Annotated in this window: 24 protein-coding genes; 14 read left to right on the top strand and 10 right to left on the bottom strand. The window is 67.4% G+C overall.

What is annotated here, in order from left to right; genetic code table 11:
* Positions 1 to 5: 5 nt before the first annotated feature.
* Both FHU38_RS24485 and FHU38_RS24490 read right to left on the bottom strand, forming a co-directional pair.
* The gene (locus FHU38_RS24485; RefSeq protein WP_167176831.1) at positions 6 to 761 is read right to left on the bottom strand and encodes a decaprenylphospho-beta-D-erythro-pentofuranosid-2-ulose 2-reductase; all 756 of its coding nucleotides are present in this window, start codon (positions 759 to 761) and stop codon (positions 6 to 8) included.
* Complete coding sequence (locus tag FHU38_RS24490; protein ID WP_167176833.1) at positions 758 to 2,119, bottom strand: FAD-binding oxidoreductase; 1,362 nt, start codon at positions 2,117 to 2,119, stop codon at positions 758 to 760. Before FHU38_RS24490 ends, FHU38_RS24485 begins: the two co-directional genes overlap by 4 nt.
* A gap of 73 nt (positions 2,120 to 2,192) precedes the next feature.
* On the opposite strand from FHU38_RS24490, the gene FHU38_RS24495 reads away from it, so the two are divergent.
* Together FHU38_RS24495 and FHU38_RS24500 are read left to right on the top strand one after the other, a co-directional pair.
* Entirely contained in the window at positions 2,193 to 2,639 is a 447-nt protein-coding gene (locus tag FHU38_RS24495) for a GtrA family protein (RefSeq protein ID WP_167176835.1), read from the top strand.
* Positions 2,640 to 2,724: 85 nt separating this feature from the next.
* Complete coding sequence (locus FHU38_RS24500; protein WP_167176837.1) at positions 2,725 to 4,671, top strand: glycosyltransferase; 1,947 nt, start codon at positions 2,725 to 2,727, stop codon at positions 4,669 to 4,671.
* 16 nt (positions 4,672 to 4,687) lie between these two features.
* Here FHU38_RS24500 and FHU38_RS24505 read toward each other — a convergent pair whose 3' ends face one another.
* The gene (locus tag FHU38_RS24505; protein WP_167176839.1) at positions 4,688 to 4,930 is read right to left on the bottom strand and encodes a hypothetical protein; all 243 of its coding nucleotides are present in this window, start codon (positions 4,928 to 4,930) and stop codon (positions 4,688 to 4,690) included.
* 108 nt (positions 4,931 to 5,038) lie between these two features.
* Between FHU38_RS24505 and FHU38_RS24510 the strand changes: the two genes are divergently transcribed.
* The 4 genes from FHU38_RS24510 (at position 5,039) to FHU38_RS27845 (ending at position 8,519) form a co-directional block, all read left to right on the top strand.
* Positions 5,039 to 5,821 (top strand): ESX secretion-associated protein EspG, encoded by a 783-nt coding sequence (locus FHU38_RS24510; protein WP_167176841.1) that lies wholly within the window; start codon positions 5,039 to 5,041, stop codon positions 5,819 to 5,821.
* A gap of 129 nt (positions 5,822 to 5,950) precedes the next feature.
* Positions 5,951 to 6,421, top strand: coding sequence for a hypothetical protein (locus FHU38_RS24515; RefSeq protein WP_167176843.1), 471 nt, complete (start codon positions 5,951 to 5,953; stop codon positions 6,419 to 6,421).
* 32 nt (positions 6,422 to 6,453) lie between these two features.
* Complete coding sequence (locus FHU38_RS24520; protein ID WP_167176845.1) at positions 6,454 to 7,008, top strand: DUF3558 domain-containing protein; 555 nt, start codon at positions 6,454 to 6,456, stop codon at positions 7,006 to 7,008.
* A 5-nt stretch (positions 7,009 to 7,013) separates the two neighbouring features.
* Positions 7,014 to 8,519, top strand: coding sequence for a WXG100 family type VII secretion target (locus FHU38_RS27845; RefSeq protein ID WP_313886901.1), 1,506 nt, complete (start codon positions 7,014 to 7,016; stop codon positions 8,517 to 8,519).
* A gap of 60 nt (positions 8,520 to 8,579) precedes the next feature.
* On the opposite strand, the gene glfT1 is transcribed toward FHU38_RS27845, so the two are convergent.
* From glfT1 to wzm, 3 genes are read right to left on the bottom strand one after another with little or no spacing between them, the layout of a single operon-like run.
* Positions 8,580 to 9,494 carry a galactofuranosyltransferase GlfT1 gene (glfT1, locus tag FHU38_RS24530; RefSeq protein WP_009152065.1) on the bottom strand — a complete coding sequence of 305 codons (915 nt, stop codon included), beginning with the start codon at positions 9,492 to 9,494 and terminating at the stop codon, positions 8,580 to 8,582.
* Positions 9,487 to 10,293, bottom strand: coding sequence for a galactan export ABC transporter ATP-binding subunit Wzt/RfbE (wzt, locus tag FHU38_RS24535; RefSeq protein ID WP_167176849.1), 807 nt, complete (start codon positions 10,291 to 10,293; stop codon positions 9,487 to 9,489). The genes glfT1 and wzt overlap by 8 nt, the downstream gene beginning before the upstream one ends.
* A gap of 6 nt (positions 10,294 to 10,299) precedes the next feature.
* Entirely contained in the window at positions 10,300 to 11,190 is an 891-nt protein-coding gene (gene wzm / locus FHU38_RS24540; protein WP_167177227.1) for a galactan export ABC transporter permease subunit Wzm/RfbD, read from the bottom strand.
* Positions 11,191 to 11,414: 224 nt separating this feature from the next.
* Between wzm and FHU38_RS24545 the strand changes: the two genes are divergently transcribed.
* The 4 genes from FHU38_RS24545 to pseI are packed head-to-tail and all read left to right on the top strand — an operon-like array spanning position 11,415 to position 14,062.
* A complete protein-coding gene (locus FHU38_RS24545; protein ID WP_167177229.1) occupies positions 11,415 to 12,044 on the top strand; it encodes a hypothetical protein in 630 nt (209 codons plus the stop codon).
* 29 nt (positions 12,045 to 12,073) lie between these two features.
* Positions 12,074 to 12,532, top strand: a complete 459-nt coding sequence (locus tag FHU38_RS24550; protein ID WP_167176851.1) for a hypothetical protein — start codon at positions 12,074 to 12,076, stop codon at positions 12,530 to 12,532.
* A complete protein-coding gene (locus FHU38_RS24555) occupies positions 12,525 to 13,013 on the top strand; it encodes a GNAT family N-acetyltransferase (RefSeq protein ID WP_167176853.1) in 489 nt (162 codons plus the stop codon). The genes FHU38_RS24550 and FHU38_RS24555 overlap by 8 nt, the downstream gene beginning before the upstream one ends.
* The gene (gene pseI / locus FHU38_RS24560) at positions 13,010 to 14,062 is read left to right on the top strand and encodes a pseudaminic acid synthase (protein WP_167176855.1); all 1,053 of its coding nucleotides are present in this window, start codon (positions 13,010 to 13,012) and stop codon (positions 14,060 to 14,062) included. Before FHU38_RS24555 ends, pseI begins: the two co-directional genes overlap by 4 nt.
* 12 nt (positions 14,063 to 14,074) lie before the next feature.
* Here the strand turns inward: pseI and FHU38_RS24565 are convergent, their stop codons facing one another.
* Both FHU38_RS24565 and pseB read right to left on the bottom strand, forming a co-directional pair.
* Entirely contained in the window at positions 14,075 to 15,211 is a 1,137-nt protein-coding gene (locus FHU38_RS24565) for a DegT/DnrJ/EryC1/StrS family aminotransferase (protein ID WP_167176857.1), read from the bottom strand.
* Positions 15,204 to 16,187, bottom strand: a complete 984-nt coding sequence (gene pseB / locus FHU38_RS24570) for a UDP-N-acetylglucosamine 4,6-dehydratase (inverting) (RefSeq protein ID WP_167176859.1) — start codon at positions 16,185 to 16,187, stop codon at positions 15,204 to 15,206. Before pseB ends, FHU38_RS24565 begins: the two co-directional genes overlap by 8 nt.
* Positions 16,188 to 16,235: 48 nt before the next feature.
* Between pseB and FHU38_RS24575 the strand changes: the two genes are divergently transcribed.
* The 3 genes from FHU38_RS24575 to FHU38_RS24585 are packed head-to-tail and all read left to right on the top strand — an operon-like array spanning position 16,236 to position 19,466.
* Positions 16,236 to 16,967, top strand: a complete 732-nt coding sequence (locus tag FHU38_RS24575) for a cytidylyltransferase domain-containing protein (protein WP_167176861.1) — start codon at positions 16,236 to 16,238, stop codon at positions 16,965 to 16,967.
* 7 nt (positions 16,968 to 16,974) lie between these two features.
* Complete coding sequence (locus FHU38_RS24580) at positions 16,975 to 17,946, top strand: spore coat protein (RefSeq protein ID WP_167176863.1); 972 nt, start codon at positions 16,975 to 16,977, stop codon at positions 17,944 to 17,946.
* Positions 17,943 to 19,466 carry a hypothetical protein gene (locus FHU38_RS24585; RefSeq protein WP_167176865.1) on the top strand — a complete coding sequence of 508 codons (1,524 nt, stop codon included), beginning with the start codon at positions 17,943 to 17,945 and terminating at the stop codon, positions 19,464 to 19,466. The genes FHU38_RS24580 and FHU38_RS24585 overlap by 4 nt, the downstream gene beginning before the upstream one ends.
* A 28-nt stretch (positions 19,467 to 19,494) precedes the next feature.
* Here FHU38_RS24585 and FHU38_RS24590 read toward each other — a convergent pair whose 3' ends face one another.
* Positions 19,495 to 20,082 (bottom strand): bacterial proteasome activator family protein, encoded by a 588-nt coding sequence (locus tag FHU38_RS24590; protein ID WP_167176867.1) that lies wholly within the window; start codon positions 20,080 to 20,082, stop codon positions 19,495 to 19,497.
* Between the two features lie 182 nt (positions 20,083 to 20,264).
* Here FHU38_RS24590 and FHU38_RS24595 point away from each other — a divergent pair, with 182 nt between their 5' ends.
* Positions 20,265 to 21,464, top strand: a complete 1,200-nt coding sequence (locus tag FHU38_RS24595; protein WP_167176869.1) for a cysteine desulfurase-like protein — start codon at positions 20,265 to 20,267, stop codon at positions 21,462 to 21,464.
* Between the two features lie 7 nt (positions 21,465 to 21,471).
* Here FHU38_RS24595 and FHU38_RS24600 read toward each other — a convergent pair whose 3' ends face one another.
* A complete protein-coding gene (locus FHU38_RS24600) occupies positions 21,472 to 22,443 on the bottom strand; it encodes an NAD(P)H-quinone oxidoreductase (RefSeq protein WP_167176871.1) in 972 nt (323 codons plus the stop codon).
* Between the last annotated feature and the right edge of the window lie 65 nt (positions 22,444 to 22,508).

A 22,508-nucleotide genomic window follows, 5' to 3' on the forward strand; every position in this document is an offset into this window, starting at 1 on the left:
CCTGCTCAGATCGGCAGCTTGCGAAAGATCGGGCGCGGCACGTGCCGCAGTACCGACATGACGTAGCGGAACGTGGAAGGAGCCCACACAAGCTCCTTGCCGTCCCTGACGGCGTTCACCGCGATCTCGGCGACCTGCCCGGGGGTCTGCTCCAGCGGGGCCTTGCCAAGGCCCTCGGTCATCTTCGAGCGCACCTGGCCCGGTCGGACAACCGTCACGTGTACCCCGTGGGGTCGCAGTGCCTCACCGAGACCGAGGAAGAACCCGTCGAAGCCTGCCTTCGTCGAGCCGTACATGAAGTTCGACCTGCGTACGCGCTCGCCGGCCACGGACGACAGCGCGATCACGGCCCCATGTCCCTGCGCCTTCAGCTTGTCGGCGAGCACCACGCCCACCGAGACGGCGGCGGTGTAGTTCACGGTCGCCAACCGCACCGCGGTTTCGTGGTCCTGCCAGGCCTGCTCCGGGTCGCCGAGCAGTCCGAACGCCACCACGGTCAGATCGATGTCGCCTTCGGAGAAGGCCTTGTCGATCGCGGCGGGGTGATTGGCGGTCTCGGTGGCATCGAAGTCGACTGTGGACACCTCCGCACCCTTGCCGCGCAGCCGTTGCACCGCGGCGTCCAGCCGGTCGGACGGCCGGGCGGCCAACACGATCCGAAGTGGGCGCTGCGCCAGGTACTTTTCGGCGATCGCCAGGGCTATGTCGGAAGTGCCGCCGAGCAGCAGCAGTGACTTGGGGTTGCCCACCGCGTCGATCACAGTTCCAGCCTCCTGGCCATGTCGGAGATGAATACGCCTTCTGGGTCGACCGAGTGCCTGACCTTGCGCCACTCGTCCAGCCGCGGGTACATGCGGTGGAACACCTCGGCCGAGGTACGCGAATCCTTCGCGGTGTAGAGCCGTCCACCCGCCTCGAGTACCTCGGTGTCGAGTTCGTCGCAGAAGCGGCTCAGCCCGTCCTTGACGGGAAAGTCCACGCTGAGCATCCAACCCGGAGACGGCCACGACAGCGGAGCCCGGTTCGACTCGCCCATCCGCTTGATCACGTTGAGGAACGAGTAGTGGCCGGACCCCGCGATCCTGCGACAGATGTCCTTCAACGCGCCCTCCGCGCCGAACGGGACCGAGAACTGGTACTGCAGGAAGCCGCGCGAGCCGTACGCCCGGTTCCACTCGCCCAACATGTCGAGCGGGTGGTAGAACTGCGTCAGGTTCTGGATCTTGCCGCGCGCCCCCTGCTTCGGCACGGTGAGTTGCCACAGGTTGCTGATCAGACCGAAGGTCAGCTTGTTGCCCAGCCCGTTGGGGAAGACATCCGGCAGTGTCATCAGCTGCGGGGCGTCGAACTTCAACGGGTCGCTGCTCAGCTTCTCCGGCAACTGGTCCACGGTGGCCAGTGACCCTCGCGAGAACGTGGCGCGGCCGAGCCGATCGTCGGAGGAGATCAGGTCGGGCACGGCCATCGAGTAGTCGTAGTTGAGGTCGGAGCCGTCGGTGAACAGCGCCAAGGTCTCGTCCAGGTTCGCCGTGCGGTCGGCGTCCACGACGAAGTAGGCGGTCTCGGTGCGCTTCATCCTTACCGTCGCGCGCAGGACGATTCCGGTGAGCCCGATGCCGGCGACAGTTGCCCAGAACAGCTCCGAATCCGGGCCTTCCGGGGTCAGCGTCCTGATGGAGCCGTCCGCGGTGAGCAGGTCCATCGACACCACGTGGTTGCCGAAACTACCCGCACTGTGGTGGTTCTTACCGTGAATGTCATTCGCAATCGCGCCGCCGATGGTCACCTGGCGGGTGCCGGGAAGTACGGGGACCCACAGTCCGTGCGGCAACGCGGCGCGCATCAGCGCGTCAAGACTCACGCCCGCGTCGACCACCACCTCGGCGGTGTCGGGGTCGATCGAATGAATGCGATCCAGCGCGGTCATGTCAATTACCAGGCCGCCCGCGTTCTGAGCGGGGTCGCCGTAGGAGCGGCCGAGTCCCCTGGCGATGACGCCGCGCTGCCCGGCCTGACTCACCGCACGGGCGATGACCTCGATGTCGGGGGTGTGCAGGACGTTGGCGATCGTGGGTGCCGTGCGGCCCCACCCGCTGAGTGCGCGCCGTTCGATGCTCACCCGGACCAGGGTAGCCATGCCACGCTGCCTAGACTCGGACGGGACGACGAACCCTGACTGACGAGGTAGTGCGGTGGTGGCGACGGACTCACAGGCGAGTGAGGCGGCTGCTCAGTCGGCCTCTCCGGGCCTGCTCACACAGGTCTTCCGGTTCGTGCTCATCGGCGGGTTCTGCGCGCTGGTCGACTCGGGCATCTACTGGTTGTTGCTCGAAGCGGGAATGTGGGTACACCTCGCAAAGGCGATAAGTTTCATCGCCGGGACGACAACCGCATACTTCCTTAACCGGCGTTTTACATTCACCGCGGCGCAAAAGGGTGGCGCGGGCCAACTGGGCGGTTTCGTGCTGCTTTACACGGTGACGTTTTTCGTCAACGTCGGTACGAATGCCCTGGCCCTGCACCTGTTGCCGGAGTTCACCTGGCGAGTCGCGCTGGCGTGGGTGATCGCGCAGGGTACAGCGACCACGATCAATTTCATCATGCTGAAGTGGGTTGTGTTCCGCGAAGCGCGTGCGTGAAGGGCTCCGAACGACGCCGTGCGGTAAGCCTGTACCTTACTGGGTGACCCCCACCTGAATGTCTCCCTTGGAGGACTGAGGTCTCATGCCCGGCAAAGCCGCACCGGCTGCTCAACCGGCCACCACCGGCAAGGCCACTGCCGCCACACCGAAGGGTGAGGAGCAGGCGACGTTCTCCGAGCACGCCCCACAAGGCAGGCTGCTCGCGCAGCGTGGCCTGTACGCGGGACCGTCCGATGTGGTGAGCAAGGACCTCTACTCCGAGGTCGTCGAGGGAGTCGTCGCCCGCAGGCGGGAAAGCGTGACGCTGGAGCCTTCCGCCCGCGTTTCCGGCAACACCTACTTCGGCCGCTTCCCCGCCAGTTACTGGCAGCGTTGGACGACGGCCGGTTCGGTCACCGTTGAAGCCACCGTCACGGGCGCGGGCATGCTCGCCGTGCGGGCCTCCGATGTGAAGGGAGACCCGCGCACGGTCGCGGTGCGGCAGGTCGAGAACGCCGAGCAGCCCACCCCGGTGCGGCTGGAGTCCCCGCTGGACAAGTTCCTCGATGGCGGCGCGCTGTGGCTCGACCTGGAAACGGAGGCGGGTCAGCGACTCACGGTTTCCGACGTGCGATGGACCGTCGAGTCGCCCGCGACCATCCGCCCGACCGCGGTCACGATCTGCACGATGAACCGGGCGGACGACTGTCTCGCCAACCTGAAGGCACTCGCCGACTCGCTGCCCGCGCTGGACACCCTCGACGCCATCTACGTCGCCGACCAGGGCACGGACACCGTCGACTCGCGAGACGGCTTCGCCGAGGTCGCCGAGGCGCTCAAGAGCAAGCTGCACTACATCAAGCAGCCCAACCTCGGCGGCGCGGGCGGCTTCACCCGCGGTCTGTACGAGGTGGCGGGCCACACGGAGACCGAGCACGCGAACGTACTGTTCATGGACGACGACGTGCTGCTTGAGCCGGACCTGGTCATCCGGCTCACCGCGTTCTCCAACCGGGCGGCCGACCCGATGATCGTCGGCGGCCAGATGCTCAACCTGCTGCACCCCAACCAGCTGCACGTCGGCGCCGAGTACGCCCGGCTGAACACGCTGGAACCCGGCCAGCCGGTCACGCACAGTCTCTCCACCGCCGACCTGCTCGGCGTGGACGAGAAGACCGGCAAGCCCAACCGGCAGGAACGTCGCCTCGACGCCGGTTACAACGGGTGGTGGTCCTGCCTCATCCCGTACGAGGTCGTGAAGGAGATCGGCTACCCCATGCCGTTCTTCTTCCAGTGGGACGACGCGGAGTACAGCTACCGGGCACGCGCCCACGGTTTCCCCACCGTGACCCTTCCCGGCGCGGGCGTGTGGCACGCGGACTTCCACTGGAAGGACTGGGACGAGTGGCACCGCTACTTCAACCTGCGTAACTCCATCATCACCGCCGCCCTGCACAGCCCGTTCGACCTGAACGTGTTGTCCAGGGTGCTGCTCGCGCAGCTGGTGCGTTACCTGCTCGGCATGCAGTACGGACTCTCGGCGACCCTGATCAAGGCGGTCGAGGACTTCCTCGAAGGCCCCGACATCCTGCAAGACGGCGGGGTGGCCGCGATGAAGGAGATCCGCGAGATCAGGGCCCAATACCCTGAGACGAAGCGCCATCCGGCCACCGACGTGCCCGGCATCGCTTCCAACGACATCGGCATCATCAACACCGCGCCGCGACCGAGCATGCAGCGACTTGTGCTGCTGAAGCGCGTCATCACCCGGCTGCTCGGCAAGCACCGGTTCGCGCTCGGGGCCGTCCCGAGCGATGAGGCGCACTGGTGGCATGTCGCGCTGTTCGACACGGCCGTGGTGACCGACGCCTCCCAGGAGGGCGTGCGGGTGCGGCGCTACGACCGGGACCGGATGTTCGAACTGGCCAAGCGTGGCGTCCGGGTGGTCAACCGGCTGCGCAAGGAAGGCAGGGCCGTGCAGGCGCAGTACAAGCGCGCGATGCCGGAACTGACCAGCCGGGAGAACTGGAAGCGCCTCTACCGGTTGTGAGCTCACACGGCCACGGTCAGTGGAGCCCGAACACCTTGCCCTTGCGCTGCAGGTCGTCGATGTAGGCGACCGCGACGTGCGAGAAGTCCACGGCCACGGTTGTTCCTTCCTTGGTGCGGATGGTCTGCGTCGAGCCGTGCTCGACGTGTAGATGCAGCCGCTTCGACAGGTCGCCGACGTCGTCGGGTTCGAGCGCGAACAGCAGCGGTTCGCCTCCGCTTGCCAGGTGCAGGACCAGTGCGGGCTTCTCATCGGGCATGCACCAACGACAGCATCGCGTGATCAGCCGTGCAAGCCGGTTCGCTGTGGGCGCAAGTGCTAACGTGCATTTCCGACACGTTGGAGGGACATCCGGGGGGATCAGGGAATGGCGCACTCATTCTCACTGTCCTTGGCGGCGGTGGACATCTTGCTCGAGCACGTTCGGCTTGGCCGGGCGCCGTTTCCCTTCGAGGTGCCACACATCGGCACCACCCACACCCAGCGTGCGCAGGTGCGCGAGGCGGTGTTTCGCGATCTTGAGGGAAGGGGGCTGCTGCGCGGCGGTGTGCTTGACCCGGACGCGCGGGCGGCGCTCGAGACTTTCGTCAACGGACCCGTCGCCATCACGGCGGCCGCGCGGCTCGGGGAAGCCGAGCGGCTGTTCGCCAGGTCCGCGGTGTCCGGCGAGTTCGCAGTCGTGGCCAGGCAGGACGGCAACCTGATGGTGTTCGAGCAGGTCCGGCCCGCGAGCGCTGTCTCGGCGGTCGTGGACCTGCTTCCCAGCACGAAACCCGGACCGGGCCAGTCGGTCACGGTGGCGAAGCCGGAGGCGCCGAAGCCCACGCGGAGGACCGACGAAGGCTCCTACGATCCGTTCGCGGGTGCCTCCCGTTCTCGATCGCAGGCGGCGCCCCAGTTGCGCGCGGTGGAACGCCTGTTCGAGAAGCCGAAGCTGCGGATCGGTCAGTTCACGGTCTTCGTGCGTGGCACGGACGGCAAGCAGCGCAACCTGACGCCGGTGGTGTGGTTCGACACCGAGGACGGGCGCTACTTCTGCACCCAGAGAGCGGCCGAGGACGGGCAGCAGTGGCTCACCTACGCTCCCGCCGACAACACCAGGATCACCTCGCATCTGCGCTCGCAGTCGGAACAGCTTCGGAACAGCTGAGGTAGCTGCCGAGGAACGGATGGCGGCAGGTGTGCGTCGCAGTGGTGGGTTGTTGTGAAGTGCCGTCATGGGCGTTCTACGGTCGGTAAACTGCCGTCGGACGACGCAGCCGAGGATGTGGGGTAGACGATGCCGATCACCTGGGATGATGCGGGGGCCGGCCAGGGCGCGGTCGGTGCGCCTGTCGGCGCCGCCGCCGGCGCGGTTTCCGCGCTCGACGCCAAGGCCATGGACAAGATGGCGGCGGAGACCAGGGAGATGGTCAGCTCAGCGCGGCAGGGTCACTTCCGGGTCAGCGAAGATGCGGCCGAGCCGATTCGCAAGACGCTCGCAGAAATGCAGACCCGGGTGCAAGAGCTTAGGGCAGACTTCTCTTACAAATTCACGCAGGAACCGCAGTTGGGAAGCCATGCTTATGGGCAGGCTGTGGCGAAGCACCAGGTGAAGACTGCTGTCGAAGCTCCTGGGTCGGCGTTCGACGTGCTTGGCAAGCTCGAGCAAGTCTTGTCTGACGCGGATAAAGCGCTGGAGCTCGCTATGCGGAAGTATCGTGACAACGAGGATTCGGCATCGAGCACGTTTCAGCCTGGGGTGGTCTAGCAATGGCTTTCGTGATGCGGAGGTCCGCGGCTGTGCCGCTGCTCGTCGCGGCGTTTGGTCTGGCCGGATGTTCGGATGCGGAGTCTGGATTGGCTTCGCCCGAGGATTCCCGTCCTTCGGCGCACACTTCGGTGGGGTCGTCGGTACCGACCAGTGATTCTTCTGGTTCGACGTCGAGAGGCATCGATTCTGTGGACCCGTGCTCGCTGCTGACCGATAGTGAAGTGGCCGCGTTCGGCAAGTACCAGGAACCGAACGCGCGGCAGGTCGGAACGGCTCGCGGTTGCGATTGGAATCCGGTGCGTGAAAATGCTCAACAGAAGCTTCCGCTGATCAGTTTTAGTGTGCGAGACAATGTCGGCGTCGACGGTGTGGTCGACCTGGGCACGGGCTTGCAGCGCGGCGAAATGGATTCGGGTCGTGGGGTGGTACGGACCACGACACCGGATCACGGATGCCTGATTGCCATGGCCGTTGGTGAGGATGCCCGGGTCGACGTGGTTGTAGGTGCAGTCGAGCCGGACAAGGCCTGCGATATCGCCTCCCGCATCGCCGAGATCATCGATCCGAAACTTCCCATGGGGTGATCGAAGTGACCAGTGCTAGGCCGGGGCAGCCCACGGCACAAGAGTTCCTCGACATGCCGGCAGAGGAGGTCCGGAATTACCTCCAGAGCGGACAAGAACCGCCCCCACTGTCGGAAGCGCAGATCCAACGGCTCCCGGCAAGCCAGGTCGAGCCGTACCTACAGGCACGAGTCAACGCAGGCGACGCCGGTATCTTCGAGCGGTTCGCCGACCACCTACGGGCGAGTTCTCGCGCCGACGAGATCAGCGAGCAACGAATTCGCGAAGGACAGTCGGGCGACGTCGAGTACATGGGTGGTGTCCCCTCGCCCGACGGGAACTATCTGGGTGAAGATCATCAGCGGCTCAAGGAATACCTCGCCGCGGTGGACCCGGCCCAGGTCGAGACATATTCCGACGGATATTACGACCTGCACAAGCTGTTCCAGGACCTGGCCGACGCACTCAAGGAAAGCGTAGGCAAGTCCCAGCAGGGGTGGGAAGGCGAAGCAGCCGACCAAGCCCACAACTACTTCACCGGGCTGAGCACGTGGGCCGATGGCAACTCCCAGAATGCCCAGTTGGCGTCCGACATCATCCACCAGGAGTCGGAGGCGGCGAGCACCGCGAGGAACAGCATGCCCGAACCCGTGCCGTTCAGCTGGGACACGGAGATGCAGCGCTGGGGTGACGACCCCTTCAACGTGGTTGGCAACGTCAGCAAGAGCATCGAGACCTACAACCAGAGCAAGCAGGCTCACGAGCAGGCCGCGCAGGTCATGACCAGGTACGACACCGACCTGCACGACGCGGGTAACAAGCAGCCGGTGTTCGCAGAGCCGCCTCGGTTCGGCGAGGGCGGTTCCGGTGAGGTGAACCGGCCGGTGCCCACCGTGCAGCAACCAGGTGGCGGACAGGGGACCAATCCTTCCGGTTACCAGGGCGGTGGTGTGCCCGGTGGAAGCGTGCCTGGTGGTGGCGGTAGCGGTTCGTTCTCTCCCGGCGGTTCCACGCCTGGTGGTTCCGGGTCGTTGCCGGGCGGGGTGAGCACGGGCGTGGGGCCGATGCCCAGCGGGACGCGCCCGTCCGGTTATCGTTCGCCGAGTATCCCGCGCTCCCGTGTGCCGGGCGGTGGCGGCAACACGCAGGGGATCGGTGCCATGCCGATGCCCGGCATGGTCCCGGGCGGTGGCGGCGGTGCTGGTGGCGGGGGTGCGGGTGGCTTTGGTCGTGGCGGCGGCGGTTTCGGGCCGGGTGGCGGCTCTGGGGCAGCCGGTGCGGGACCGGGAGCCGCTTCCGGCGCGGGCGCCAGGCCGGGCGGCATGCCAGGGGCCGGGATGCCCGGTGGCGCGGGCGCGGCGGCGGCCGCCGGTCGTGGCGGTATGGGCGGGGCACCCATGGGTGGTGCAGGCCGTGGTGGTCAGGGCGGCGAGGACGAGGAGCATCAGCGGCCGACCTACCTGGTCGAGGGTGACCCCGATGAGGTGTTCGGTACCAACGAGCGCACGGCGCCGCCGGTTATCGGAGAGTAGCCGATGTGCGGTGGCTTCCCGGATCTCGGGGAAGCCACCGCACATCGCGAAAGCCGTTGCTCAATAGCGGAAGAAGCGTTCCCTGCGGCCCTGCCGGACCAGCCGGAGCCACTGCGCGAACGCCTTCGGGTCGCGTTTGACCGCCACGAAGTACAGCCCGAACCGAAGCAGTTCAAGCGCGCCGATCTTGCGCATGCCCGGCTGGGACAGCAGGTAACCGCGGTTGCGGTAGGTGTAGTAGCGCTTGACCTGGTTCTCGGGGTCCTGCGCGTGGAAGCGGCCGCCCAGCATCGGCTTGAACTCGTCGGTGCCGTTGGGGTGCAGGTAGGCGGTTTTCAGCGACGTCCCGAACGGCAGCCCGGAACGCACCAGGCGCCGGTGCATCTCGACCTCGTCGCCGCGGAAGAACAGTCGCAAGTCGGGAACGCCTGTCACCTCGAGCGTGGAAGCACGAAACAGTGCACCGTTCATCAGCGATGCGATGCCCGGAAGGAAGTCGGTGCCGAGTTCGGCGGCGGAGCGTTTCCAGGTGAGTCCCCGACGCAGCGGGAACGCCAACTGCTGGGGGTCCTCGATACTGGTGACAACGGGCGAGACCTCGGCTAGTCCCCTTCGTCGCGCCTCTTCCAGCAGCACGGCGAGCACATACTCGTCGGCGGGCCTGCCGTCGTCGTCTGCCAGCCACACCCATTCGGCGCCCAGCGCCAGCGCGTGAAGCATGCCGAGCGCGAACCCGCCCGCGCCGCCGAGGTTGCGGTACGACGGCAGGTAGGTCGACGGCAGCGGGCAGTCGGCCACGACATCGCGGACCGGCTGCTCGTCGGGGCCGTTGTCCACCACGACCAGATGGTCAACCGGCCTCGTCTGTGCCGCGAGTAGTTTCAGCGATTCAGCCAGCAGTTCACGCCGGTGCCGCGTCACGACAACGGCGGCAACACTGCCTTCGCCAAGGGGTTCGGTAGCCACCTCAGTCACCGCTCATCGCAGGCGCCTCGCCGAGGCGTTCGAGGGTCTCCTTGCTGACGTTCTCGAAGGGGTCCTTGCCCTTGTAGGCGGTGAGTACCTCGCGTAGCGAGCCGTGCATTTTCATCCGGCCCTCGTCCATCCAGATCGCCGACGTGCACAGTTCGAGCAGCAGATCGTCCTGGTGGGAGGCGAACACGAGTAGACCGGAGCGGCGCACGAGGTCCACGAGCCGGTCGCGAGCCTTGTTGAGGAACGCGGCGTCGACCGCTCCGATGCCCTCGTCCAACAGCAGGATTTCGGGGTCGATGGAGGTCACCACACCGAGCGCGAGCCGAACCCGCATACCGGTGGAGTAGGTACGCAGCGGCATCGAAAGGTAGTCGCCGAGTTCGGTGAAGTCGGCGATGTCGTCGATGCGCTTCTCCATCTGCTTGCGCGACATGCCCAGGTAGAGGCCTCGGATGATGATGTTCTCGTAGCCGGAGATCTCCTGGTCCATGCCGACACCGAGGTCGAACACCGGCGCGACCCTGCCGTTGATCCTCGCGGTACCCCTGGTCGGCTCGTAGATGCCGGACAGCAGCCGTAGCAGGGTGGACTTCCCGGCGCCGTTGTGGCCGACGAGCCCAACCCGGTCGCCGTCCTTAACCGAAAGAGTGATGTCGTGCAGGGCCTCGATGACGGGCACCTTGCTGTCGGTGCCGATCTTTCCGCCGACCTTGCCGAGGACCTTCTTCTTCAACGACCTGGTCTTGGCGTCGAAGATGGGGAAATCGACGGAGGCGTTCCAGACGTCGATGCTGATCAAGAGTCGTCACACCCAATACGAGACGCGAGCACGGTAGTTGCGCATGACCAGGAGCGCGAGCGCCCAGCCGACCACGGTGAAACCTGCCACCACTGCCCAATGGTGCCAGCTTTGCTGGTTACCGATGAGCGGAGCACGCAGGATCTGGATGAAGTGGTACAGCGGATTCAGCTCGGCCACCAGATCGCGCCAGCCGACCGATTCGCCGAACTTGTCCTTGAGGATGTCGGTCGACCACACGATCGGCGTCAGGAAGAACAGCAGGTTGATCAGGCTCGCGACGACCTGCGGGATGTCGCGGAACCTGGTGGAGCTGATACCGAACAGCAGCACGACCCAGCCCGCGTTCACGGCGATCAGCGCGAATGCCGGGATGGCGAGCAGCACGCCCCAGTTCAGGCCCGGCTGCGGCACCCCGCCAGCGGTGATCGAGTAGTCGGGGGTGGTGACGTCGTTCCAGAACAGCGCGATCACGATGAAGTAGATGATCATGTTGTGGGCGAACATGATGCTCTGTCGCCATACGGTGCGCAGTACGTACACCGAAAGCGGGGCGGGCAGATGCTTGATCAGGCCCTCGTTCGAGATGAACGTATCCGTACCCTCGGTCAGACAGCCGAGAATGAAGTTCCAGACGATGAAACCCGTCGTGATGTATGGCAGGAACGTGCCGATGGCGGCATCGAACAGCTGGGAGTACAGCAGTCCCAGACCCAGCGCTGTGATCCCCATACTGAGCGTGATCCACAGCGGCCCGAGCACAGAACGCCGATAGCGCTGCTTGATGTCCTGCCAGGCGAGGTGTCCCCAGAGCTCTCTCTGGCCGAACCCCTCTTTGAGGTCGGCGAAGGCACGGGCCCAGGAACGGCTACCGGCGGTGGTAGGTGCCGACGTCATCGTTGTCGTCTCTGTGGGATCGGCGGTGCTTGTGGCTTGCACGAGGTATGAGGGTACTGGCGGCGGGGCGAGCCCATTGCGAGTGCCCGCCCGAACCGGCGATGGGTTCGCCGACCTGCGGTTCTTCGACCGGAGAGCGTTGTGACCGTGCGTGTGCGTGCCACGCGGGATCGAGTGCCTGGTAGCTTCCGCTCATGAACTCCGTCTCGGACGAGGCGAGCCTGCTGGTCAAGCTCATCGAGGCATACGCCGACCGGCCCGATCCCCGCTCGGTGGCCGTCGTCGGCAACCAGCCGCTGGGGCCCGACGAACAACGTGCGAAGGCAATCGACTCCTGCGACGTCGTCTTCAGGGTGAACGGGTATGTGTGCGACGAGCCTGGCGCGGCCCCGACCGTGGGTTGTCGCACCCACGTCGTGGTGTTCAACCGAGCACTGCGTGCGACGAAATGGGTGTTCTCGAATTACCGGTCGAAGCTGTACCTGATGGTGGAACCAGGCAGGCTGCACTGGGAACCGGAGGACATCCCGCAGTGGTGGCCGCCGGATCTGGGGTTCGTTCCGGTGCCCAACCGTGAGGTGACGTTGCCGCTGTCGCGAGCCATGGGGCTGTCCAGCCGTGAGGAGGCGGCGTGGGCGACGACGGGAACCATGGCGGCCTGGATAGCGCGAACGTCCTTCCCGCACGCCGAACTCGTGCTGAGTGGCTTCTCCTTCGTCGACAACCCGAATCAGACATCCTGGCAACATGCCGCGGGCGACTCCTGCATCGTGGGCCCTGAGCACCGGATCGCTCTCGAAGGCAGGCTGCTCGAGTCGTGGACCCGCACCGGCAACACCAAGCTTCTGCGATAACCCACCCAGCTACTCGAAGGACCCAGTCAATGCCGTCATTGAACCCACTCAGACTCATGCGCGAGGGCTTCGCCAGCAGACTCGCGCGGCTCGTGGACTTCCGCATCGACGAGCGCGCCACCAAGCGGCTGGCAGGCCACGAGTCGCGGCTCACCGAGCAGGAGCATTGCACCGTGGACCACCGCCGTCGCCTCGACGCGCTCGAGGCCGGACTCGACCGGCTGCGTGGGGATCTGAACTGGACTTCCAGCGAGGTCAAGCGGCTCATCCCGCACGTGGCCGCGCAGGAGGCGCAACTGGAGGAGCTACGCGTCAAGATCACGATGACCCCGCGTGCCGACGAGCAGGAGGTCGCGGGGGCCAGGTCGCTGATCGAGGAGGTGCAACGCCAGCACGCCCAGATCCGGGTGCGGCTGACCGGCATCGCGATGTACGAGGACCGGCTGCGCAGGCTGGAGGAGCGGGCCAGCGTCGCCGCGAGTGACTGAGTCCGAAGCCGTGCGGCTCAGGCAGGCGACGGAGGCCGACGGGCGGCTACTACTGGCATGGCGCAACGACCCGGAAACTAGGCGCTGGTCGCACACCACCGACGAGATCGCACTCGAAGACCACCTGAACTGGTTACGTGGCGTGCTGGCTTCGCCCGCTCGCGAGTTGTTCGTGGCGGAGACCGACGATGGCACACCCTCGGGCACGCTACGTTTCGACCGGCTCGGCGAGGACACCTGGGAGGTCAGCATCACCGTCGCCCCGGAATGTCGTGGCCGTGGCCTTGCCCGTCGGATACTCGCTGCCGGGGAGCGGGAACTACGTGACCGCGGTGGTGCGGGTACCGTGCTGGCGAGTGTCCACGAGGACAACGCGGCGTCGGTGGCTCTGTTTCACGCGGCGGGCTACGCCGAGGTACGGCAGGCCGATTCACCGAAAGGCCGCTTCCGCCGCCTTGCCAAGGAGTTGGAGGACGGGTGAACTCGTCGGTGCGGATCGGCAGGCACGACATCGGGCCTGAACATCCACCGTTCGTCGTCGCCGAGGTCTCCGGCAATCACAACGGCAGCCTTGACCGGGCGCTGGAGATCATCGACGCTGTGGCGGACTCGGGTGCGCACGCGGTGAAGCTGCAGACCTACCGGCCGGACACCATCACCGTCGACGTGGACGCCCCAGCTTTTCGGCTCACCGACGAACACGAGTTGTGGGGCGGGCAGAACCTTTACCGCCTCTACGAGCAGGCACACACCCCGTGGGAGTGGCACGAGCGGCTGTTTTCTCACGCGAGGAAGCGCGGGCTGGAGGTGTTCTCCAGCCCGTTCGACCCGACAGCGGTGGAACTGCTGGAGTCGCTGGACTCACCCGCCTACAAGATCGCGTCGTCGGAGCTTGTCGACCTGCCGTTGATCGAGCTGTGTGCGAGCACCGGCAAGCCACTGGTGCTCTCCACCGGTATGGCGACCGTCGCCGAGATCGATGCCGCGGTGCGTACCGCCCGTGCGGCGGGAAACGACCAACTCGTCGTGTTGAGCTGCACCGCCAGTTACCCGGCCGCGCCGCAGGAGTCCAACCTGCGCGGCATACCGCTGCTCGCGGGGTTGACGGGCGCGGTGGTCGGGCTTTCCGACCATACGGCGGGCATCGGGGTTCCGGTCGCCGCCGTAGCGTTGGGGGCAGGGCTGATCGAGAAGCACGTGACCCTCTCCCGCGACGACGGCGGGGTGGACTCGGCGTTCTCGCTGGAGCCCGCCGAACTGAGTGCGCTGGTGATCGAAACGCGGCGAGCCTGGCAGGCGCTCGGCGAGGCGACGCTGGGACCCAAACCCAGCGAACGCGAGGGCCTGCGGTTGCGCCGCTCGCTCTACGTCGTCGAGGACGTGCGTACAGGCGATGCGGTGACCAGCCGGAACGTGCGCTCGATCCGCCCCGCGGGCGGGCTGCCACCCGGCGAGATCGGCAACGTGCTCGGCAGGAGGTTTCGGACCGATGCGGCCAAGGGGACCCCGCTGACCTGGGACCTGATCTGAACCGACTCGCGCTCAGTAGCCGAAGAACGAGCGCACGCCGTCGATGACGCGGTCGGCTTCGGCATCGGTCAGCTCGGGGAACAGCGGCAGCGACAACTGCTGGGCGTAGAACCGTTCGGCGTTCGGGCACAACCCGCGCCGGTATCCCAGGTCCTCGAACACCGGGTGCCAGTACACCGGGATGTAGTTGACCTGCACGCCGATTCCCTGCGCCCGCAGGTGGTCGTAAAGCGGCCCGCGCTGCCTGTCGAGCACGCGCAAGGCGTACAGGTGCCACATCACGTCGGCGCCCTCGCGCGTCACCGGGGTCAGCACCTCGGCGACATCGGCCAGTCCCTTGTCGTAGCGCGCGTGCAGTTGCGCCCTGCGCCGTTTGAAGGTCGCCAGCCTGCGTAGCTGGGCGCTGCCCAGCGCGCAGAGTACGTCGGGGAGGCGGTAGTTCAGGCCGAAGGCGTGCACCTCCTGGTGCCAGCCACCTTCGTCGGGGTAGCGCTGAGCCGCGCGGTCGCGCACCAGCCCGTGGTTTCGGAACTGCCGTGCCCGCAGCAGCAGGTCTGCCGAGCGTGTCACCACCGCGCCGCCCTCCGCGGTGGTCAGGTTCTTGGTAGCGAAGAACGAGAACGTCGTCAGGTCCGCGAGCGATCCAACCGGCCTTCCCCGCCACGACCCGCCGATCGAGTGCGCGGCGTCCTCCAGCAACAGCGCCCCTGCGGAGCCGGCCACGGCCCGCAACTCGTCGAGTTCGGCCGGATGTCCGGCGTAGTCGACGGCCGCCACGATCCTGGTGCGTTCGGTGACGGCGGCTCGTGCCGCGGCGGGGTCCAGGTTGCCGGTGTCAGGCTCGACGTCGGCGAAGACCACTTTCGCGCCGAGCAGCGCCGCCGTCGACGCGGTTGCCACGAACGTAATCGGGCTGGTTACCACTTCGTCGCCCGCACCGATCCCGGCCGCGGCGTAGCCGACGTGCAGCGCGGCGGTGCCGGAGGTGACGGCTACCGCGCCACCGCCCTCGGTGAGCTCCGCGAGGTCCGCCTCGAACCTCGAAACGGCCGGCCCGGTGGTGAGCCAGTCACCGCGCAACACCTCGGCTACCGCGGCGATGTCCTCCTCGCTGATCGACTGGCGGCCGTAGGGCAGGAAATCACCCATGGTCGGCGATCAGCTCCCGCAGCTGGTCGGTGTCCAGCCACAGATCGTTGCTGTCGGAGCGGTAGGCGAAACCGTCCGGCACGGGTGTGCCGTCCTCGGGCGGTTCGTAACCCCAGCCCGCGATGTGTGGCTGCACCACGTACCGGTCGGTGAGCCGCAGGGTGCGGCGCGCGTCGTCAACAGCGATCATCTCCTCGTGCAGCTTTTCGCCGGGTCGGATGCCGACCTCGTGCATCGGACTGCCAGGGGCGATCGCCTGCGCCAGGTCCACGATCCGCATGCTGGGGATTCGAGGCACGAACAGTTCGCCGCCGTGCATCATTTCGAAGGAATCCACCACGAACTTCACAGCCTGCGGCAACGTGATCCAGAAGCGGGTCATCTCCTTGTGCGTGATGGGAAGCGACTCACCGCGCTCGGCCAGTGAGCGAAAGAACGGGATCACGCTGCCGCGCGAGGCCATCACGTTGCCGTAGCGCACGACGGAGAACCGCGTCGGATGGGTCGCCGCGTAGTGGTTGGCGCTGATGAACATGCGGTCGGCGCACAGCTTGGTGGCGCCGTAGAGGTTGATCGGGCTGGATGCCTTGTCCGTGGACAGCGCCACGACCTTGCGCACACCGGTATCGATGGCGGCCTCGATGACGTTCTGCGAACCGAACACGTTCGTCTGCACGAACTCGAACGGGTTGTACTCGCCGGTGTCCACCTGTTTCAGCGCGGCGGCGTGCACGACGTAGTCGACGCCGTGCATGGCGCGCTCCAGTCGCCTGCGGTCGCGTACGTCGCCGATGAACCAGCGCAGCCTGGGGTCGTCGCCGAAGTGCCTGCGGACCTCGTACTGCTTGAGTTCGTCGCGGGAGAGAACCACGAGTCGCCTCGGGTCCAACTCCTGTAGTGCGTGCTGGATGAACGCCTTGCCGAAGGAGCCCGTGCCCCCGGTGAGCAGGATGCTCGACCCGCCGAGCTCGCTCATCGATAACCTCCGCGTTTCATCGATGTTGACACCGGCCATGATGTCACCATGCGCGGCAGCCCCACCGTCAACGTCGTCATTCAGGCGAGAAGCTCCTCCACCCGGCTGCCCGGCAAGGTCCTGCGTCGCCTCGGCGACCGCAGCGTCCTCGGCTGGGTGGTGCGGGCTGCCAGTGCCGCCGAGGGGGTTGCCGCCGTCGTGGTGGCCACCTCGCAGGACCAGGAGGACGACGCGGTCGCCGACGACGCGCGGCGGCACGGTGCCTTCGTCGTGCGGGGGCCACTCGACGATGTGCTCGCCAGGTTCCTGCTCGCCTGTGACCGGTATCCGGCCGACGCGGTCGTGCGCCTCACCGCCGACTGCCCGCTGCTCGATCCCGCCCTGTTGACCCAGCTTGTCGCGCTGTGGCGGTCGCAGCCGGACCTGGATTACGTGAGCACCACCCTGGTCCGCACGTTGCCAAGGGGGTTCGACGCCGAGCTGGTGCGCGTGCCGGTGCTGCGGGAGCAGGCGCGGCAGCCGTCCGGCCCGCACCGGGAGCACGTCACCTGCGGTGTGTACGCCGAACCGGAGCGTTACGCCTGCGCTGGGCTTGTCGTGGCGCCCAGCGCCGAGGACCTGCGGGTCACGCTGGACACCGAGGAGGACTGGGCGTTGCTGGAGGCGCTGGTGGCGGAGTTAGGCGGGCGCCCTGCGGGTTGGCGTGCGGTCGTGAGGGTGTTGCGCGAGCGGACCGACCTGGCCGCCCTCAACGCGAACGTCCGGCAGAAGGCAGTGTGAGCCCGCAATGAAGCTGCTGCTGCGGGCGGACGCATCGCCTGCCGCCGGCGCGGGGCACGTGGCGAGGATGGTCGCGCTCGCTGAGGAGGCCGACTCGCGAGGTTGGCAGGTGGCGTTCTCAGGGCGACTTGAGGGCGCGGGCTGGTTGCGTTCGCGCCTTGAGGAGTTGGCGGTGACGTGGCTGGCGCCGACGCCCGAGCTTGCCGAGAGCAAGGGATTCGACGCGGTCGTCGTCGATCACTATGGCCTGGGTGAGGTGTCCGATCGGGTGAACTACGGTGGTGCCCTGCTGGTCTCCTTCGAGGACGGCGCGTTCGGAAGGCGGCGTGCCGACATCGTCGTGGACTGCGGGTTCGAACCGACCGCACGACCGGACGACGGCTCGTCGACGGTGCTCACCGGGGTGGAGTACGCGCCGCTGCGCAGGGCGGTGCTCGAAGCGAGGAGGAGCCGCGTGGCAGCCGCGCCGCGATCGGGCACGCCGCACGTGCTCATGGTGCTCGGCGGCGGTTCCGCGCCGACGGAGACCGTCATGACACTGCTGCACGCGCTGCGTGACACCGACTTTCCGTGCACTGTGGACGCGGTGGTCGCGGGTGATCCCGCGCTGCCCGCGGCCGCGCCGGGACAGCGGTTCTCGGCCGTGGCCCCCGGTCCCGACCTGCTCGACCGGCTCGTAGGGACCGATCTCGCCGTGAGCGCCGCAGGCGTCACGCTGTTGGAACTGTGCTGCATCGGCGTGCCTTCCGCGCTTGTGCGGCTCGTGGACAACCAGGCGGTGGGCTATCGCGCGGCCGTCGAACGCGGCCTGGCCGCCGGCCTTGGCTCCGCGGAGGACCTCACGGGTGCGCGCGACGTGCTCGCGCGGCTGCTCGCCGACCGTCGCGCCCGCGAGACGATGGCCGCGGCCGCCGCTGCGGTGGTCGACGGCAGGGGGGCGGCCAGGGTGCTGGACGCCGTCGCCGGAGCGACGCGGTGACCGCGGACAGGGTTCGGCTCGCCGCTGTCGTGGCCGCGCTCGGGGCTGTGTTCGCCGTCGGCACCTGGGCGGCGTGGGACTTCGTCATCGACGACGCCTTCATCACCTTCCGCTACAGCGCCAATCTCGCGGACGGCTACGGCCCGGTGTGGAACGTCGGGCAGGACCCGGTAGAGGGCTTCACCAACTTCGGCTGGATGCTGTGGCTGTCGGCATTCGCGGCGATGGGGCTCGATCTGGTGGTCGTCGCAAAGGTGACCTCGCTGCTGCTGGGTATCGGCGTGCTCGTGATGCTGTTGCACCACGCTCGCCGCTCGAGCGGGCTGGTGGCCGCGGTCGTGGCGGGTGCGTGCTTCGCGGTGTTCCTGCCGACCTACTTCCACCTTGGGTCGGGGCTGGAGACGATGGCGTTCGCCGCCGTGGTGCTGCGCGCCACGATCGTCGGCCTCGACACGCTCGCAGGGCGCGAGGTCCGGCCGTGGGAACCGCCACTGCTGTTGCTGCTGGCCGGTTTGCTCCGGCCGGAAGGTGTGCTCGCCGTCCTGCCCGCGTTCGCGGTGTGGCTGTGGCAGCGACGCGGGAACCGGGAAGCACTGCTCTGGACGTCGCTGGCAGCCGCCGTGGGGGTGGCCTACTTCGCTTGGCGCTGGTCCTTCTACGGTCAGTTGCTGCCCAACACCTTCTACATGAAGTTCGGGAACCTGGACTCCGGTTCGCGGTGGCTGGAGCACACCGTCGCGATGCTCGGCCCGCTGGCGTTGCTGACGGCGGTGCTGCTGTCGCGGCGCTCGACCAGAGCGGTGGGTGCGCTGCTGCTCGGGGTCGTGGCCGCGACGTATGCGACCTACGCCGTCTCGGGGCCGACCATGGACTACGTCCACCGGTTCGCCTTCCATGCTTTCCCGGTGCTGTGCCTCGGTGCCGGGCTGGCCGTGGGGTCGCTCGGCCGTCGCTGGGCTTACGCGGTGGCCGGGGTTGGGATCGTGGCGTGGACCGCGCTGGCCGGGGTGGTCCCGAGGGACCTGCCGACCATCGTCAACTACGGCGAGGACCTGCGCCGCGCCCATGTGGCGATCGGCCAGGGACTGGCGCGCGCCGATGTGCCGGAGGCCGAGCGCACGCTAGCGGTGAGCGATGCCGGTGCCATCCCGTACTACAGCCGGTGGGACTCCATCGACTACATCGGGCTGAACGACGAGGCGATAGCCCGCGGCGGCGACCGCACCGCGATCGTGCGTCAGGCGCATCCCACGGTGATCGTGGTGACGTCGACCTCGCCACTGCTGCCCAACACCGCCTACGGCCTGCGGGTCAGGGAGGTCACCACCGGCTACCTGCACGTCGCGCAGATCAAGATGCGTGACGGCTACTGGCAGAACGTCTTCGTGGTGCCGGAGTGGGCAACCCAGGTGGCGGCGGCGGTGACGCACAGCACCGAGGAGGCGATGCGCGGCCACGACCCCGGCCGTTACGACAAGACCCTCGGCCGATGGCTCGACCGGCTGCGCGGCCGGGCCTGAGCTGCCCGGTCAACGCGCCGACCCTGACTCACAGGTACTGGCCGGTGTTGCCGATGCCGTGCCCCTGCTGGTCGCCTGCTCCGGCAGGGCCAGGCACCCCGGCGCCGGGCGGAAGGCCACGGCGCATGTGCTCCAACTGCACGCGGGCGGCCATCTGCTGGGCGAACAGCGCTGTCTGGATCCCGTGGAACAGCCCCTCAAGCCAGCCGACGAGCTGTGCTTGCGCGATCCGCAACTCGGCGTCGGAAGGGATGCTGTCGGCGGTGAACGGCGCGACCAGCCGTTCCAACTCGTCCTGCAGTTCCGGTGCGAGTGCCTCCTCGAGTTCCTTCATCGAAGTCGAGTGGATCTCACGTAGCCTGCTGCGGCTGGCGTCGTCGAGTGGGGCCGCGCGCACTTCCTCAAGCAACTGCTTGATCATCGTGCCGATGCGCATGACCTTGGCGGGCTCTTCCACCATGTCGCCGACCGACTCGGTCTTGTCGGTTTCCCCGCCGGGGCCGATCCGTGCCGCTCCCACCGGCGAGCCGTCCGGACCGACGACAACCACGTGTTGTGACTGGTCGGCGTCGACATCGTCGCCCGGGTTCGGATTGGGAGAGTTCGGCTGGGTCATATGCTCCATCCTGGCCTACGTCGGAACGTCACCGCGAACGTCCCCGGGGACGATGTGGCGGTCTTCGAGACGGTCGCGTTGACGCCTTATTCGAACACAGGGTAGCCGCAAACCACGCCCGCGGTGCTCACCAGGCCAACCCCGGACGCGCAGCGAAACTACCCCTCCGTACGGTGTCCAGCATGGCGTTCGACGTCGCTCGGATACGTGGGTTGTTTCCTGCATTGGGTGACGGCTGGATTCATTTCGACGGCGCGGCCGGAATGCTGGTTCCCGAACAGGTCGCCTCCGCGGTGTCGACAGCGATGCGGGCACCGGTTTCCGGGCCGGGCGGAGCGTTCCCGGCCTCGCAGCGCGCCGAAAGCATCGTGGCCGCCGCCCGCCGCGCCGTGGCCGACCTCGTCGGCGGCGAGCCCGAAGCGGTCGTACTTGGGCCCAGTGCGTCGGTGCTTCTCAGCAGGCTCGTCGATGTACTTTCCGGCACCTGGACGCTCGGCGACGAGGTCGTGGTGTCCCGGCTCGACGAGCAGGCGAACATCGCACCGTGGGTGCGGTCGGCGAAGCGGGTAGGCGCGGGTGTTCGCTGGGGTGAGATCGACATCGAAACGTGCGAGCTGCCCGCGTGGCAGTACGAGAGTCTGGTCGGTCCAAGGACCAAGGCGGTGTCCGTCACCTATGCCTCGGGTTCTGTCGGAACGAGGCCGGACGTGCCCACGGTGGTGGAGATCGCCAAGCGGGTCGGTGCGACTGTGGTTGTCGACGCGACGTACGCGGCGCCGTTCCTGCCGTTGGACCTCAACGCGATCGGTGCCGACGCACTTGTGGTTTCCGCGCAGGCGTGGGGTGGGCCCGCGGTGGGCGCGCTGGTCTTTCGTGACCAGCGGTTGCTGGAGAGTCTGCCGTCGGTCTCGCTCGACCCGAACGCAAGGGGTGCGGCGCGGCTGGAACTGGGGCCGCACGCGTATCCGTTGCTGGCGGGCCTGGTCGCCTCGATCGACTACCTCGCGGGCCTCGACGACGCTGCCACCGGCTCCCGTAGGGAGCGCCTGCTCACCTCGCTGGGCTCGGCGAAGTCCTACCACGCCGGGCTACTGGCTCAGTTGTCCACCGAGTTGCGCTCTATGCGGCACGTGATGGTGATCGGGGACGCGATGCGCCGGATTCCCGCGCTCGCCTTCACCGTTGCAGACCGCAAGGCAGCCGAGGTCGCCGAGTATCTCGGCGAGCAGGGCCTGTGCGTCTTCGCCGACGAGGGCACCAGCGGGGTTTTCGCCTCGCTCGGCGTCGGCGAGGTCGGCGGCGCGTTACGGATCGGGCTGGCGCACTACTCGAACGTCTTCGAGATCAACCAACTGGTGCGGGTGCTGGAAGACCTGGGTTGAGCGCCGCTCACCTGGTCAGCAGGATCTTGCCGAAGATCCCGCCTTCCTCGAGCGCTGCGTGGGCATCGGCGGCGCGCTCGAGCGGGAACGCCTGCCCTATCACCGGCCGGACGGTGCCCAGCTCAACCATGGGCCACAGGTGCTCGCGCACGGCGGCCACGATCTCGCCCTTCTCCTCGACCGGCCTCGCCCGCAGCGTGGTGGCCGCGATGCTGGCCCGTTTGGCGATCAGCTTGCCCAGGTTCAGTTCGGCCTTGGTGCCGCCCTGCATACCGATCACGACGAGCCTGCCACCGGTGGCGAGCGCGTCGATGTTGCGGCCGAGGTACTTTGCCCCCATGTTGTCGAGGATGACGTCGGCCCCGCCGGCCTCCCGCTTCACTTCCTCGACGAAGTCCTGCTCGCGGTAGTTGATCGTGATGTCGGCGCCCAGTTGGCCGCACCGCTCGAGCCGATCCGGGGAACCCGCCGTGACCGCGACGGTCGCGCCGAGCGCCTTGCCGACCTGAATCGCGTGCGTGCCGATACCGCCCGCACCTCCGTGCACGAGCAGCACCTCGCCCTCGGAAAGCCCCGCGTGCATGACCACGTTCGACCACACGGTGCACGCCACTTCGGGGAGTGCCGCCGCGGCTACCAACTCGACCTCACCCGGTACGGGCAGGAGTTGCACCGCGGGCACCGCAACTCGCTCGGCGTAGCCTCCTCCCGCGAGTAGCGCGCAAACCTCGTCGCCGACCTTCCAGCCGGACACGCCCTCGCCGACCTCGGCGATCGTTCCGGAACACTCCAGGCCAATGACCTCGCTGGCGCCCGGTGGTGGTGGGTAGTGTCCCTGCCGCTGAAGCAGGTCGGCTCTGTTCACGGCGCTCGCCGCGACGTCGATGACCACCTCACCCGCACCCGGCACCGGGTCGGGGACCTGCGTCCATTCCAGGTTCTGCGGGCCGCCCGGCTCGCGGACCATGATCGCGCGCATAACGCAGACTGTATGTCACGCCGCAACGGCTCGCCCATGCGCGTTCCCTACGAACGGACCTTGAC

This window comes from Saccharomonospora amisosensis, from assembly GCF_011761185.1.
Lineage (GTDB): Bacteria > Actinomycetota > Actinomycetes > Mycobacteriales > Pseudonocardiaceae > Saccharomonospora_A > Saccharomonospora_A amisosensis.

Excerpts from the sequence above, each read along its gene's own strand:
- FHU38_RS24500 (WP_167176837.1), top strand. The coding sequence starts at position 2,725 with ATGCCCGGCAAAGCCGCACCGGCTGCTCAACCGGCCACCACCGGCAAG.
- FHU38_RS24505 (WP_167176839.1), bottom strand. The coding sequence starts at position 4,930 with ATGCCCGATGAGAAGCCCGCACTGGTCCTGCACCTGGCAAGCGGAGGC.
- FHU38_RS24510 (WP_167176841.1), top strand. The coding sequence starts at position 5,039 with ATGGCGCACTCATTCTCACTGTCCTTGGCGGCGGTGGACATCTTGCTC.
- FHU38_RS24515 (WP_167176843.1), top strand. The coding sequence starts at position 5,951 with ATGCCGATCACCTGGGATGATGCGGGGGCCGGCCAGGGCGCGGTCGGT.
- wzm (WP_167177227.1), bottom strand. The coding sequence starts at position 11,190 with ATGACGTCGGCACCTACCACCGCCGGTAGCCGTTCCTGGGCCCGTGCC.
- FHU38_RS24550 (WP_167176851.1), top strand. The coding sequence starts at position 12,074 with ATGCCGTCATTGAACCCACTCAGACTCATGCGCGAGGGCTTCGCCAGC.
- FHU38_RS24565 (WP_167176857.1), bottom strand. The coding sequence starts at position 15,211 with ATGGGTGATTTCCTGCCCTACGGCCGCCAGTCGATCAGCGAGGAGGAC.
- pseB (WP_167176859.1), bottom strand. The coding sequence starts at position 16,187 with ATGAGCGAGCTCGGCGGGTCGAGCATCCTGCTCACCGGGGGCACGGGC.
- FHU38_RS24575 (WP_167176861.1), top strand. The coding sequence starts at position 16,236 with ATGCGCGGCAGCCCCACCGTCAACGTCGTCATTCAGGCGAGAAGCTCC.
- FHU38_RS24580 (WP_167176863.1), top strand. The coding sequence starts at position 16,975 with ATGAAGCTGCTGCTGCGGGCGGACGCATCGCCTGCCGCCGGCGCGGGG.
- FHU38_RS24590 (WP_167176867.1), bottom strand. The coding sequence starts at position 20,082 with ATGACCCAGCCGAACTCTCCCAATCCGAACCCGGGCGACGATGTCGAC.
- FHU38_RS24595 (WP_167176869.1), top strand. The coding sequence starts at position 20,265 with ATGGCGTTCGACGTCGCTCGGATACGTGGGTTGTTTCCTGCATTGGGT.
- FHU38_RS24600 (WP_167176871.1), bottom strand. The coding sequence starts at position 22,443 with ATGCGCGCGATCATGGTCCGCGAGCCGGGCGGCCCGCAGAACCTGGAA.